The following is a 13,765-nucleotide window of genomic DNA, read 5'->3' on the forward strand; positions in this document are numbered from 1 at the left end:
GAGATGCCATGAGCCCTGTTCATCCCCCGCTGGCCCGCGACTACGCCGCCATGGACGACGCCACGCTGGTCGCCTGGGTCAGGTACGGCGACCGCGACGCGTTCCGCCAGGTCATGCGGCGCTGCAACCAGCGCCTGTTCCGGGTCGCGCGCGGCGTGGTCAATGACGACGCCGAAGCCGAGGACGTGGTCCAGGAGGCCTACGTGCACGCGTACGAGAAGATCGACGGTTTCCGCGGCGAGGCCTCGCTGCTCACCTGGCTGACCCGCATCGTGCTCAACGTCGCCTACGGACGCCTGCGCCAGCGTCGCGCCACCGTGGACATGGCGCAGCTCGAAGCCGCGCAGCATGAAGATCGCGTGCTGGTCTTCCCCGCGCGCTTCGGCCACGAGGATCCCGCCGCCGCCGCGACGCGCGCGCAGATCCGCGCCCTGGTCGAACACGCCATCGACGGCCTGCCCGAACCGTTCCGCCTCGTGTTCGTCCTGCGCGAGATCGAGGAGTGCACGGTGGAGGAAACCGCCGCCGCGCTCGATCTGCGCGAGGAAACCGTGAAGACCCGGTTGCATCGCGCCCGCCGGCAACTGCGGGCGGCCCTGCGCGACACCCTCGCGACAACCCTCACCGATGCCTTTCCCTTCCTCGGTTCCCGCTGCGAACGCATGACCGACGAAGTGCTGAGGCGGCTGGATCCGTCACCGGCCGAACCTTCCCGCTCCCACCTGCCCGATAGCCCGCCCGCCATCTGAAGGGAGAACACCATGTTGACCACCGCCTTGATCGTCTTCGCCATCGCCGCCATCGGCGGTCTGTTCATGGCCAGCCGCGTGCTGCGCGGCCATCTCGCCCCGTGGGCAATCTCCATCCTGCACGCCCTGCTCGGCGCCAGTGGACTCATCCTGCTGATCCTCACGATCGTGCAGGGCGGCGCCTCCGCGCGGGTCACCGCCGCCCTGGCCATCCTCATCCTCGCCGCGCTCGGCGGCTTCTTCCTGGCCTCGATCCACCTGCGCGGCCGGGTTGCGCCCAAGGCAGTGGTGTTCGTGCATGCCGGCGTCGCCATCGCCGGTGTCCTCACCCTGTTGAGCGCCGTGCTGGCGGTATGAAACATCCGCTGCATCCCGCGCTGGTGCATTTCCCCATCGCCTGCTGGACGCTGGCCACGCTCGCCGATGTCGGCGGCCGGTGGTGGGGCGAGCCGGCCTGGCGGGTCGCCGGCGGCCTGCTGCTGATAGGCGCGATCAGCGCGCTCGCCACGATGGCGGCCGGATTCGTCGAGCTGATGAAGATTCCCAACGACAACCCCGCCCTGCGCGTGGCCAACCGCCATCTGCTGATGGCGCTGATCGCCTGGAGCAGCTACACCGCCAGCCTGATGCTGCGTTTGCACGGCAAGACCCTGCACCCGCCCGACGCGCTCGAGCTGGCCCTGAGCATCATCGGCTTCCTGGCCCTGTGCGTGACCGGCTGGCTGGGCGGCAGCCTGGTCTACACGCATGGCGTGGGCGTGCAACGCGAGGGAAGCGATGAATCACATGCGCGCGGACTCCCGCCGTCGCACCACAAACCCGGCTAGCCGCCGGCCTTGATGCAGGTCAAGACCCGCCACCTCGTCTCCGGGCGACAATGCGTCTCGCCCGGAGCCGACCATGACCACCCTGCCCCTGTCCTTCCACCCCACCCGCACCCACGCGCCCATCGAAGTGGACGGCACGGCGGTGGCGCGCGAACTGGGCCTGGACGTGGCGGTGTTCCGCCAATTGATGGACGCCGAAAAGATCACCGTGCTATGCGAGCGCGGCACCGGCGAGGACGAGGGCACCTGGCGGGTCAGCTTCTATCACGCCGGCCATCGCGCCCGCTTCGTGGTGGATGCGCAGGGGCGGATTCTCGACACGCCCGCGGCATCCTGAGAAGCACGGCCGTCCGAAGACGGCCATGCACGGACCTCCGCCTGATCAGAAGTCGTACTGCACCATGAAGCGCACCGAGCGCGGTGTCTGGAACGAGAGCGGCAACAGGTAGGTGTCCACCGGGATGCCGGTGGATCCGTCCTCGGCGCTCTCGCTGACCGAGGTGACCTTCTGCTCGTTGAACACGTTGAACACGTCCACCTTGAACTGCAATCCCTTCGCCCATGCCGGCGCGTAGCGCAGATTGAGATCCAGCTGCCGCGTCCACGGCAGGCGTCCCTTGGTGCCGCGCGGGAACGCCTGCACCGGATTGGCCGGGTTGCCGTCCGGTCCCAGCGCCTGGCCGGCCTCGGTGGTGCCGCAACGCATGAACGACGAACCGTAGGGATGGAAGCCGGTCCTGCTCGGCCAGGGCGCGTACACGCCGAAGCAGTTGAGCGGCCGTCCGGATTGCACCACCAGATTGGCGCCGATCGACCATTCCTCGTTGAACTCGTAGTTGCCGAACAGTTTCAGGCTGTGGCGGCGGTCGTTGGGCAGGTAACCGTAGGTATCCGTGGTCAGTTCGATGTAGTCGAAGTCCTGGGTGGTGTTGGTGTTCGCCTGGCCGATGTCGGACTTCACCCCGCCTTCGGTGTTGCCGCGGCTGCGGCCATACGTGTACGAACCCTGGAAGAAGAAGTTGTCCCAGCTACCGTCCATGAACAGCTCGATGGCGCTGTACGACCGCTTCGCCTCCGGTGATAGACGCGAGCCTTCCACCCGCACCGGGGTGAGGTTGCCGTCGCCGTACAGATCGGTCAGGAACACCGCGTCCTTGCCCGGATTGAAGATGCGGCAATACGGGAATCCCGCGCCCGGCAGCGCCGCGGCGCGACCCTGCGCGTCGAGCCAGCCATCTTCTTCGTCCAGATGGAAACCGGCCGATTCCAGGATGGCGGTGTAGTCGCAGTTGTCGTCGATGGCCGCCTTCAGCTTGCGGTAGATGCCGCGTACACCAAGATTCAGGTGCTCGGTCAGTGCCGCCTGGAAGCCGAGGATGAACTCGTCCTGGTACATCGGATCCAGGTCCTTGGCCGCGATGGTCCGCGGATTCTTCGGTTCGCCGAACTCGCCGTTGATGTAGGTCAGGTCGCCTTCCGGCGTCAATCCGACGGGCGCGCCGGTGATCGGATCGACGTCGGTGAAACGGAACTCCTGGCGGGTGAACACCGAGGCCGAGGCGCCGCGCGTGGCGACGTCGGCGGTCAGCGGCAAGGCGTAGCGGCCGGCATTGCCAAAGATCTTCAGGGTGGAGTCGCCGTTGACGTCCCAGGAGAATCCCAGCCGCGGGCCCAGCTGGTTCTCGACCTTCACGAAGCTGTTGCCGAAACCGTCGCGGTTGTCGAAGGTGTCCCAGCGCAGGCCCAGGTAGGCGATGAAGGTGTCGGTGACGTTCCAGCTGTCCTGGAGGTAGAAGGCGCGCTGCTTGATTTCGTTGGACGAGCCCTGGTTGACGATCTGCTCGCGCACGACGTCGTATTCGTCGCCCGTCTCCGGCTGCCCATCCGTGCCGTTGTTGGTCGCATACCGCCAGGTCCGGCCGCCTTCGATCGACGTGCCGGCCACGGACTCGTAGTTGTCGATGTCGATGCCGAACTGCAGGCGGTGGGTCGCCAGCTGCCATTCCGCATCCACCCGGAACTGGTGGCGGGTGTCCTCGTTGTTGGCGCCCTGGATCGCGCCGCCGGTGATGTTGCAGGTGCTGACGTAGGGCAGGCCGCCGTTGGTCAGATCGCGGCGATACTGCGGGCGCGCGTCCACGATCAACGGGCAGCCGCTGGCCGGCTGGTCGAGGTTGCCGCCGTAGCGGACATCCCGTCCGTCGGCGGTGCGCAGATGCTGGGCGCGCGAGGACTTGCCCAGGCCAGCCAGCGCCGACAGGGTGAAGTTGTCGGTCAGGTAGCCGGTGTACTTGAGGATGTAGTTGTCGCCGCCGGCCTCCTGGAAGTTGGTGCCGATCAGCGCCTGCCGATCCAGCCGGCCCACGGTATTTCCGTACACTGCGGTCTCGACTTCCCGCTTGTCCGAAATGCCGGTGAATTCCAGCAGGTGGCTGTCGGTGATCTGCCAGTCCAGCTTGACCACCCAGTTCGGCGTCTTGGTGACCGCGCTGGTATTGGTGCTGGCCACCACACTGTTCCAGGTATCGGCTTCCTCGCGCTCGTACTGGACCAGGCCGTAGGCGAACAGGCGATCCTGGATCAGCGCGCCGCTGGCCCAGACCGAGGCGGTGGCCTGCCATTCCCTGTCACGGGAATTGTCTTCCTGCACCCGTCCCAGGCTGCCGGGCACCAGCGGATTGGAATAGTGGACGTTCTCGGTTTCCTCGCGCAGCGACTTGGGTTCGTAAAAGATGTTGGCGCCGGCATGGAACTCGTTGCTGCCGCGCTTGGTGATCTGGTTGAGCACGCCGCCCAGCGAACGGCCGAACTCGGCGCCGTAGCCACCGGTCTTGACCTGCTGTTCGGCAATCGCCTCGAACGGCACCTGGGTGAAGTTCAGTCCGCGGAAAGTGTTGGTGATGTTGAAGCCGTTGACGTAGTACTGGTTCTCGGCCACCGACGAACCGCCGAACGAGGCCAGGTTGCCGAACGCCGCATCGCCGCGCACCGTGCCCGGCGCCAGCAGCGCCACGCTGGTGGCATCGCGCGCCACCGGGATCCGTGCGATCTGTTCGGCGGTCAGGATGGTGGTGGACTCCACCGAGGACACGTCGATCGGGTTGACCGCGCTGGAGCCGACCACGGTGACCGCATCCAGCGTGGTCGCGCTTCCGCCGCCGCTGGCGACGAGATCGGCGGTGGTCGCCGTGCCCACGCTGACGCTGACCGTGCGGCTGGCGCCGCCGGCGGTGGTCACCGTGTACTGGCCGGTCGGCAAGGCCGAGAAGCGGTAGCTGCCGTCGCTGCCCACGGTGACGCTGCGGCTGAAACCGGTGGCCGGATTGGTGATGGTGATGGTTTCACCGGCGGTGGCGCGTCCGGTGATGGCGCCGGACGTATTCGATTGCGCATGCACGCCGCCGACGAAGCACACCCCCAGCGCGGTGCACAGCGCGGTGCGCTTCAGTCCCCGGGTCAAGCGGTGCATGTTTCGGTTGATGCTCATGGTTCGCACTCTCTGGTTCTCCTGCAGATCAAGGATCACGACCACGCGCCGGGCGCGTGATGCGGCGAATCAGGTGCCGGTCTCCCCCACGCCTGACGCGAGGAGGCTAACGATCCGTTTACTTTCCGGATGTGCGGAAATTGAGTTTTGTGCCGCGTCCGTGGCCGGATGAGTCCGGTTCGGATGCAACCGCTTTCGCACGCGTGCGCAACCGGCGCATACGATTTGCGCGACCACGGCACAACGCGCGTCGATGCAGGGCCGCAGTATTCAGGCCGCCGGAACCCGCTCTCTCTGCTCCGGCCTGAAGGCCACGACCGCGATTCGTGGCCTTCTTTTTTCCACGCTTCCCGGGATTGGCCTGCTCGCCGGACGCGCGATTGGCTCTCGGTGAAGCAAGCGCCAGCTCCTAGGGTGTGGCCGTTGCCGGCGGGCATCCCCGCATGCGCCGGCACGGAGAGAGAATCGCCATGTTCGAACTCGTCCCGCACCGGCTGCGCCAGTTCGGCCAGCTGGATCTGCATCGCGAAACCGCGCACGGATTGCACGTCGTGCTGGCCCAGGGACGGGGCAGCGGACTCATCGTGCCCGCGCAATGGATGAGCCTCTGCTGGTCCCTGCGCGGCGATCTGCGCCTGCAGTCCGGTGAACTGGAATGGCACCTCGGCGCGGGCCACGGCCAGGCCTGGGGAGATGGCGTGCTTCGCTGCCGCAGTTCGCGGCCACAGGCCTGGCTGGTGGTCACGGGTCCGCGCCAGGCCTGGCCATGGCGGCCGCATCGATACACCGAGAGCGGGCCGCTGCTGCCCTGGCAGGCGCGCATCCCGCGCGGGTTGGCCCACGGTTTGATCGCGCTGGCCGCCCCGGTTCGCGACCGCGCGCGTGAACCGCCGGAAGATGCCGTCACCACCGTGATGGAAAACCTCGCGCACTGGCAATCGGATCTGCACGGCGCGCTCGCACGCTGCGCGGGACGCACGCAGCCGCTGCGCCACCAGACCATGACCCGGCTGTTGCGTGTCCGCCATGCGATCCACTGCGACCCCGGCCAGCGCCTGGATCTGGATGCGCTGGCCCGGCTGGCCAACTATTCGCCCTGCCACCTGTTGCGCATGCACCGCCGGGTGTTCGGCGAAACGCCTTTCGAATACGCTTCGCGCCTGCGGGATCGCCGGGCGCTGGAACTCATCCGCGGCACCGATCTGTCCATCCTCGACATCTCGCTGCGGCTGGGCTATGAAAACCAGAGCGCGTTCTGTCGTGCGTTCAAGACCACGTTTGGCGCCACGCCCACGGGCATCCGCCGGCACGCCCTGTCGCGGGCTTCGCGGGCCGCCTGAAAGCAGCGACCCGTCCATACCATCCATCACAAGGGGAATTGCGATGCACCGCGAAGATTCACGCGTCTCGGGCTGGCCGCGCGTCGGCCTCGGCGCCCTGGTGGCGGGCATGGCCGATCTGGTGTTCGCGATGGGGTTCTGGTGGATCAGCCATGACGTGCCGCCAATCCGCATCCTGCAATCCATCGCCGCCGGCTGGTACGGCGAAGCCAGTTTCGCCGGCGGCGTGCAGACCGCCGGTGTCGGCGCGGTGTCCCACTTCGCGATCATGTTCCTGTTCGTCGCCGCCTACCGGCAGATGGCCACGCGCGTTGCGTCGCTGCGTCTGCGTCCGCTCGCGATGGGCGCGCTCTACGGACTTTTCCTGTATCTGGTGATGAACTTCGTCGTGCTGCCGCTGTCGGCCGCCGGCATGGCGAGTTTCAAGGATATCGGCTGGGTCGCGGCCAGCATCGCGATGCACGCGCTGATCGGCGTGCTGTGCGCACGCTATGCGCTCGCGCCCCGCGCGCCCGGCGATGCCGGACTGGCGCACGGCCGGGCCTGAACCCGGACGCGCCGCACACCGCCGTCAGCGCGCCTGGATGCGCGCCAGCAGCGCGGCGGGAATGCCGATCAACAACACGTACGCCGCCACGCAGACCGCATGCCACTGCCACGCGTGGGTGGCGGGCGTGGCCGCGCTGAAGTGCGGCACGAACACCAGGAAGATCAACCCGTACATCGACGCGCCATACACCGCGCCCGCGCCGAACGGACGGCGCAACAGCACCGGCGAGCGCCGCGCCAGCAGCCGGTAGGCGCCCATCACGCCCGACAGCACGCCCGCGTACAGCACCGCACCGAGCGCGACCGTGCCCTCGCCGCCGGTGAAGGCCGCCGGCCCCAGCAGCCACGCGGCAATCGACTGGAAGATGCGGTCCGGCGCGACCCCGCGCGGCCCCCAGTAGGCCGCCGCCACCGCCAGATCCAGCATCGCCGCGGCGGTGCCGCCCATGACCGACCAGAACACCGCCGGTGGAACCGGCGGCAGCGGGTGGAACGCCTCGCTTCGACTGGCCATCACGGCCTCCCGATTGCCAATTTGGCCCTATCTGAAACAATGCGAATGGCTCCATCAAGGGCCAATCCACCCGGATCTAATAGGGCCATTGGGAGGAACCGGATGCTCACGCAGCTGCAACTCGATGGAAATGGCCCCCTGCACGCGCAGCTGACCCGCGCGCTCAAGCAGGCGCTGGCGACCGGTCAGTTGCGCCAGGGCAGCCGGCTGCCGCCGACCCGCTTCATGTCCCAGCAGATGGGCGTATCGCGCAACACCGTGCTGGCGGCCTACGAGCAATTGCGCATCGAAGGCTACATCGATGGCCGGGTGGGTTCGGGCAGCTACGTGACCCTGCCCGCGCGGCCCGCGCCCGCGCCGGTGGAAACACCGCCGCTGCCGCCCCAGACCCGCTTCACCGCGCGCGCGCGCCAGGCCCACGATCAGGACAACCTGCCCGGCAAGCGCGTGCCCGGCGTGCGCTTCTCGTTCCAGTACGGCGCGCCCTACACGCACCCGGCCGTGACCACCGCCTGGTCCCGCGAACTCGGCCATGCCGCCCTGTACACCTCGCCCGGCTATCCGTGGGCGCAGGGCCTGCCGGAACTGCGCCAGGCCATCTGCGAATACGTGCTGCGGCGCGGCGTGGAAGCGCGTCCGGAGGACGTGGTGATCGTCGCCGGCACCCAGCAGGCGGTGTCGCTGTGCGCGCGCGTGCTGTTCGACCCCGGCGATCCGGTCGGCATCGAGGAGCCGCAGTACTACGCCGCCCGGGTGATCCTGCAGGCCTACGGCGCACAGCTGCAGCCGGTGCCGGTGGACGACCAGGGCCTGATCGTCGAGGCCTTGCCCACGACCGCGCCGCGCGTCATCTACACCACGCCCTCCCACCAGTTTCCGCAGGGCGGCACCCTGCCGCCGGAACGGCGCGCCGCGCTGCTGGACTACGCCGCGCGCAATGAGTGCTGGATCATCGAGGACGACTACGATGGCGAAATCCGCTACGACGCCCGCTCCCTGCCCTCGCTCAAGTCGCAGGACGAGCACGGCCGGGTGATCTACGTCGGCACCTTCTCCAAGACCCTGTTCCCGTCGCTGCGGCTGGGCTACCTGGTGGTGCCGCGCGGATTGAGGCGGGATTTCATCTCGGCCAAATGGATGGAGGACTTCGGCGCCTCCGCCATCGATCAGGCCGCGCTGGCCGGCTTCATGACCTCCGGCGCCTGCGACCGCCACCTGCGCCGCTCGCTCATCGCGCTGCGCGAACGCCGCGACGCCCTGTTGGACGGCCTGCACCGGATGAACGAAGGCCGGTTGAGCTTCGTGGACTCACAGGCCGGCATGCACATCCCGGTCTGGCTCAACCACCGCGATCGCGAACAGGGCCGCCAGTTCGTCGACCGCGCCCGCCGCATGGGCCTGGGCCTGTACTCCATCGCCCCCTACTACCTCGATCCGCCGGATCGCGCCGGCCTGATCCTCGGCTACGCCGGCCTGCCGGTGGGCGACATCGAACAGGCGCTGGAAGTGCTGCGGCAGTGCCTGGACGCGGAGTATGGACCGCGCAGGCATTGAGTGGAGTGCGGATTGCGTCGGACGCAATCTGCATTTTTTCCCGCAGTCTCGTCCGCCTGGTTAGCCCGTCATCCGTTCGAGCGCTTCCTCGTCCGCCGGTATTGCCGGCGGTCACGACTCCGCCACGAAATCCCCCGGCCCGGCGGGGGCATCAGGACGCTGCAAGGCAAATACGCAATCGAAGAAGGGGGCCATCTCCTCCCAGGGCACCTTCTGGTCGCGCGCCTTGACCAGCAGGCGTCCCACTTCGACCACATCTCCCGCTTCCTGATACCCGCGCATGAAGGCGGCACGTGAATCCGCGTCCGCATGCTTGCCGTGGTCCTGCTGGTTGTACGCGTGGAACTCCAGAATGTTGCCCGGCGCCGCGACCGACAGTCCCCGCACGGAGCACTGCCGGATTCCGCTGCTGTCCTCCCGGTCCACATGGCCTTCCGCATAGCTGTCCTGCAACGTATGCAGCAGCGATCCGAATGCCACGTCGTCCACATAGCGGCGCAGTCCCCCGCTGGCACCCTGCGTATACAGATCCAGCAGGCGCCATTCCCCGCGTCCATAGCCTTCCTGGATCGTCGGAATCTGGATCTCCTTCAGGCGCTTTTCCAGGTCGTACTCGCCGCGCGCCGCGCGCCAGGTGAACTCGAACCAGCCCATCAGCCGCGCCTTGGTCTGTGCGGCGGGTTCGCCGTTCCGGCTCGCCATCGCATGCAGGTACTGGAGATCGCCAAAGTGGGAGCGATACAGCATCGCATCGCCCGGACCGTACACCTTGCCGGCGGCCGCGCCCTTGTTGGCATCCAGGAACAGGCCTACCCAGCAACTCGGCTGGGTCTCGAAGCGGATGGTCTCCCGCGTCTTGCAGCTGATCCCGCGCGCCTGCTGGAGCGACATCCGGAAAGGCGGATCATCATTCCAGCGGATCCCCGCCAGCACGGGAACAGGCGCTGAAGTCGCCACGCTTCCGCTGCAGATGTCGCCATTGCAGCCATAGATGCGGTTGGTGATTTCCTCGTGGACCGGCTCGGTGAAGGCGGATACCGACAGCCGCGCCAGCATCCGCTCCACGCTCGCCATCGTGCCGGAAGTGATTCCCGCCAACCGCCGTTCTTCCGCGGTCGATTGGGTTGCCAGCTTGTGCGCCAGCGCAGGCCCGATGACCGCGACCGCCAGTGCCGCCACCAGGGACCGCTTGATGTTCACGCCATGCTTCGCCATATCACACCTCCTCCCTTTCTGATGTGCCCGCGTTTGATTGCCTCGGAACGAGGGTTCGTCCTACGTCGAACCGCGCTCCCATCCATGCCTGTGGCCCGCGATTCGTCAGCTCACCGCTTCTGGAGCTGGCGCACACTGCTGACGACCAGACAGGCGCCCATCACGGTCATGGCGCTTATGATGAACATCGCCAGGCCATCCCCGTAGGCCACATTGCGCAGAACGATTACCCATTCACCTTCCCGGTAGCAGCGCTCCAGCGCATGCAGCCCGCTGCCCAGCAGGAAAACCCCGCTGCCCAGCAGAATCATCTGGGTTCCTCGGCCAATGGTTCCCATGCTGCCCTCAGTCCTTTTCCATCGCTTGGATGGTCTTGCCGTCCACCGTCCACGGCACGCCATCCGGCGGCGTCATCACATAGAACGTCTTCTTGGCCCACAGGCTCCAGAAGACGTGGATTTCGGTGGGAGCCGGATCCAGCAGATGGGTGATCATGAGTCCCACGGCCTTGGGATCATTCTTCAGCACGATGCAGCTGCGACTGTAGGCGCGCTGCGAGACGACCTTTCCCTCCTTCACGCTCACCCGATGAGCCCCGCCCACCGGCAGGTCCTCGTACGTGGTCGTGCCGGGAATCAGGTAGACCGCCCACGTGCTCGTGTCGTCGTTTGCCGGTAGCGTGATGGTGTTGTAGCGCTTACCGCACTGCTCGAAGCGCGCGTCCGCCGCCACCGCGCGCGCGGCGGCGGCCCCGGCCTCATAGGCGCTCAGCGGCTCCGGAGCGGCCAGTGCGTTGACCGGCCCGGCCACGCCCGCATCGGATACCGTGACCCGGTACAGCGCTTCCGGCGTGCGGTCCACGAATACAACGGCAACCCCGCCTTCCGCTTCCTGCGTGATCCAGCCGGCCACACGGGAATCCGGCGTGCCCTTCCAGAGCGCCATCAGCGCATCGGTCGCGTGCCAGGCCGCCTGGTCGTGCCGGTACAACGCCTCGCCGGTCGTCGAAGCCAACTGCAAGGCCGCGGATCGTTCGGCGGGCGTCAGGGGCTTGAACGCAGGCTCATCGGCGGATGCCGTCAGGCTTGCCAGCGCCAGCAGAATGACAAACAGGTTGTGCCGCATGTGATCTCCCTTTCAAACGCGTCCGTTCGATATCCCCACGGAAACACACCGTCTTCCAGCAACCGGGCAAGCGGTTTCAGAAACCGATTTTCGTGCTCACCGAAACCGAATGGTCCGGTTGCACCACCACGCTGACGCTATACGGGCCGGTCCCCTCGAAATACCCCTGCGCCGGCAAGGCAAACCGGCGCTCCCCTGCCCGGAAGGATACGGCGATTCCGGACTCTCCGCGCGGGTCCACCCGGACCGTGCGGATCTCCCCCGGCGCCAGCACGGGCACGACCGGGACGCAGAAGCCGGCGCCGGAAACCCGGACGTCATGCAGCGGCGTCTGCGACCGGTTGATGACCTGGACCGGCGTACCCGCCGAGCAAGCGCTCAGCAAAAGGAACAGGAGTGCGGCGCAGCCTCGTTTCATGAGCGTTCCGTCAGAAGATCCGGCAGGTCCATCGGTCCCCCATCCACCCGCGCCGTACCGTATCCCGAATCCCGGCAACGCCACCAGTTCCATCCCCCCGCACGATGATCGCTGGCCAAGCCTGCCCCTTGCCGACGAATTCCCTCCCGGGATCAGTCCGACTCCCTGTACCGCCATCACGGCGAGGGGAGACAGTTCGCGAAGAACCACGAACCGACCTCGCGCGAAAGTCAATCAGAAGGACGGACGAAATCGATGTGCTGTCACACCCACAAATGTGGGAAGTGAAACTTTGAAACTTGAATCGTAAAAGTTAGTTGCCCTAACTTTCGTGGGCGTGACAGGCTTTGGCACTCTGAACCTCGGAATGCAGGCTCATGGAACGAAACCGCGCCACGCGCTGTTGCTCGGTTTCATCATCATCGATTGACCGTCTCGCATGCCCACCCGCTCGAAGCAGGTGCCGATATCCGGAACCTTTCCGATTCGACGGGATCCGGTTTTTCCTTCATCGCCGTCCGCGAAGAGGGCAATGAGTACACGCCGCCCACACGGCCCGATTCGCCAGAAAAGTGATTGAACATGCCTTCCATGAAGACGACTGCACGATCCCCCGGCGAGCACGCCACAACTTCAACCCCTGCCTCGCGCATGGCGACGTCCTTCCCGGAAAAAGCCGCCGCGTGCCTGTCGCTGCTCCTGATCGGAAGCGTGTGGACCGGAGCGGCACATGCCCTTTGCGGCCCCCCCCCAACCAGAAGACCTATCCCGACTCGACGCCCATCAGCCCTTTGCCAACCACCATCAAGCTGGACCACGTCAGCATTGGCCAGCTCATGACGAAGGACCCCATCACCGTCCACCTGGCCCTCACCATCAACCCTGTTCCCAACTGGACAAACTGCGGAAACGACGGGGAATATGGCCTGACGGCGCCGGTGACCACTTTGCAGCCCTCGAACATACCTGGCGTGTACGAGACGGGCATTCCCGGAGTGGGCATAAGAATCAAGCTCACAAGTAGGGGCAACCCCGACTTTTGGTCCCGCGCCGCTCCTTTCACGCGGCCAACTCCCAGCTCGGGCCCGACACTTTACGCTCCCTCAGAGGTCGTGTTCGAATTCGTCCGTACCGCCATGGGCGTAGGCAAGGGATCCTTCTCCTTCGACTACGAGACCCAGTTCTTCATCGATACCAACTACACCACGCCCAAGCGCCCACATTATCGGATCGTGGGCACGTCCTTGCGGACGTCCCTGGAGCAGGACACCTACTTCACCAGTTGCCATACACCCCGAACCGTCACCGACGTCAACATGGGGCGGGCCCTGGTGGCCGAAATCAAACTGGGCCAGGCCAAGGAACATGCGTTTTCCCTTGATGTCCACTGCGAAGGCATGAATCCCGCGACCAAGCCCCCCGTCAAGGTCTATTTCGTGGGAAGCGCCGTTCGGGATGGGCTCCTGAATCTGGATAACAATCGCGCCCCCCACGTGGCCAAAGGTGTCGGCATCGCGGTGACCAATGACAAAGGGGTTGCCCTGCCTTTCACAAAGGAAAGCGCCTTGCCCCTGGCGTGGCAATCGAGCGACCCCAACGTTGAGCGGTACCGCTTCTCGGGACAGGCACGCTACGTGGCCACCACCGGAGAGATAACAGCGGGAAAGGCAGACGCCACCCTCAGCTACGTCCTGCAATACGAGTGACGCGATCAAAAGCACGCTCCCCGATGCATTGCCGGCGGGCTCGACGCCGATAGCGGCGGCTTTCGTCAGCAATGCGTCAGGCTTTGGACGGCTGCCGCCCGATAGCCGGGCTGCCTCCCCGGTTTCGTCTACTGATCGGTGGAGCGTGCGAGCGTCATCTATCCGGCCCATCGCGCCCGGTCCATTCGACGGGCAAATCCCTATGCGGACAGGACACGCAGATCAATCAGAAAAATCCTAAATGCGCGAAAAATTCCGCCGCATTTATTGCGAGAAACTGA

General features: G+C 66.3%; 14 protein-coding genes. 8 read left to right on the forward strand and 6 right to left on the reverse strand.

The features are described 5' to 3' along the window. The first annotated feature begins 8 nt into the window (after window positions 1-8). The 4 genes from FG323_RS08625 (at window position 9) to FG323_RS08640 (ending at window position 1,913) form a co-directional block, all read left to right on the forward strand. The gene (locus tag FG323_RS08625; protein WP_141454114.1) at window positions 9-749 is read left to right on the forward strand and encodes an RNA polymerase sigma factor; all 741 of its coding nucleotides are present in this window, start codon (window positions 9-11) and stop codon (window positions 747-749) included. Window positions 750-761: 12 nt separating this feature from the next. Continuing rightward, window positions 762-1,106, forward strand: coding sequence for a hypothetical protein (locus FG323_RS08630; protein ID WP_141454115.1), 345 nt, complete (start codon window positions 762-764; stop codon window positions 1,104-1,106). After that, window positions 1,103-1,576 (forward strand): DUF2231 domain-containing protein, encoded by a 474-nt coding sequence (locus tag FG323_RS08635; protein ID WP_141454116.1) that lies wholly within the window; start codon window positions 1,103-1,105, stop codon window positions 1,574-1,576. The genes FG323_RS08630 and FG323_RS08635 overlap by 4 nt, the downstream gene beginning before the upstream one ends. A 73-nt stretch (window positions 1,577-1,649) precedes the next feature. After that, on the forward strand, window positions 1,650-1,913 hold the full coding sequence (locus FG323_RS08640; RefSeq protein WP_141454117.1) for a DUF6522 family protein: 264 nt from the start codon (window positions 1,650-1,652) through the stop codon (window positions 1,911-1,913). A gap of 45 nt (window positions 1,914-1,958) precedes the next feature. On the opposite strand, the gene FG323_RS08645 is transcribed toward FG323_RS08640, so the two are convergent. Continuing rightward, on the reverse strand, window positions 1,959-5,063 hold the full coding sequence (locus FG323_RS08645; RefSeq protein WP_141454118.1) for a TonB-dependent receptor: 3,105 nt from the start codon (window positions 5,061-5,063) through the stop codon (window positions 1,959-1,961). A gap of 470 nt (window positions 5,064-5,533) precedes the next feature. On the opposite strand from FG323_RS08645, the gene FG323_RS08650 reads away from it, so the two are divergent. Together FG323_RS08650 and FG323_RS08655 are read left to right on the forward strand one after the other, a co-directional pair. Continuing rightward, window positions 5,534-6,403, forward strand: a complete 870-nt coding sequence (locus FG323_RS08650; RefSeq protein ID WP_181444137.1) for an AraC family transcriptional regulator — start codon at window positions 5,534-5,536, stop codon at window positions 6,401-6,403. A 43-nt stretch (window positions 6,404-6,446) separates the two neighbouring features. Then, on the forward strand, window positions 6,447-6,950 hold the full coding sequence (locus FG323_RS08655) for a hypothetical protein (protein WP_141454120.1): 504 nt from the start codon (window positions 6,447-6,449) through the stop codon (window positions 6,948-6,950). A 24-nt stretch (window positions 6,951-6,974) separates the two neighbouring features. On the opposite strand, the gene FG323_RS08660 is transcribed toward FG323_RS08655, so the two are convergent. Beyond that, window positions 6,975-7,466 carry a hypothetical protein gene (locus FG323_RS08660; protein WP_141454121.1) on the reverse strand — a complete coding sequence of 164 codons (492 nt, stop codon included), beginning with the start codon at window positions 7,464-7,466 and terminating at the stop codon, window positions 6,975-6,977. Window positions 7,467-7,568: 102 nt separating this feature from the next. On the opposite strand from FG323_RS08660, the gene FG323_RS08665 reads away from it, so the two are divergent. Next, window positions 7,569-9,020, forward strand: coding sequence for a PLP-dependent aminotransferase family protein (locus tag FG323_RS08665; RefSeq protein WP_141454122.1), 1,452 nt, complete (start codon window positions 7,569-7,571; stop codon window positions 9,018-9,020). Window positions 9,021-9,131: 111 nt separating this feature from the next. Here FG323_RS08665 and FG323_RS08670 read toward each other — a convergent pair whose 3' ends face one another. From FG323_RS08670 to FG323_RS08685, 4 genes are all read right to left on the reverse strand, one after another. After that, window positions 9,132-10,235 carry a hypothetical protein gene (locus tag FG323_RS08670; protein ID WP_141454123.1) on the reverse strand — a complete coding sequence of 368 codons (1,104 nt, stop codon included), beginning with the start codon at window positions 10,233-10,235 and terminating at the stop codon, window positions 9,132-9,134. Between the two features lie 110 nt (window positions 10,236-10,345). Continuing rightward, the gene (locus tag FG323_RS08675) at window positions 10,346-10,546 is read right to left on the reverse strand and encodes a hypothetical protein (RefSeq protein ID WP_141454124.1); all 201 of its coding nucleotides are present in this window, start codon (window positions 10,544-10,546) and stop codon (window positions 10,346-10,348) included. A 34-nt stretch (window positions 10,547-10,580) separates the two neighbouring features. Next, window positions 10,581-11,360 (reverse strand): hypothetical protein, encoded by a 780-nt coding sequence (locus tag FG323_RS08680; protein WP_141454125.1) that lies wholly within the window; start codon window positions 11,358-11,360, stop codon window positions 10,581-10,583. A gap of 76 nt (window positions 11,361-11,436) precedes the next feature. After that, window positions 11,437-11,778 (reverse strand): hypothetical protein, encoded by a 342-nt coding sequence (locus FG323_RS08685; protein WP_141454126.1) that lies wholly within the window; start codon window positions 11,776-11,778, stop codon window positions 11,437-11,439. A gap of 572 nt (window positions 11,779-12,350) precedes the next feature. Between FG323_RS08685 and FG323_RS19650 the strand changes: the two genes are divergently transcribed. Then, window positions 12,351-13,484 (forward strand): fimbrial protein, encoded by a 1,134-nt coding sequence (locus tag FG323_RS19650; RefSeq protein ID WP_220094137.1) that lies wholly within the window; start codon window positions 12,351-12,353, stop codon window positions 13,482-13,484. The last annotated feature ends 281 nt before the right edge of the window (window positions 13,485-13,765 follow it).

The organism is Pseudoxanthomonas sp. z9, assembly GCF_006542425.1.
In the GTDB taxonomy this organism is placed as follows: domain Bacteria; phylum Pseudomonadota; class Gammaproteobacteria; order Xanthomonadales; family Xanthomonadaceae; genus Pseudoxanthomonas_A.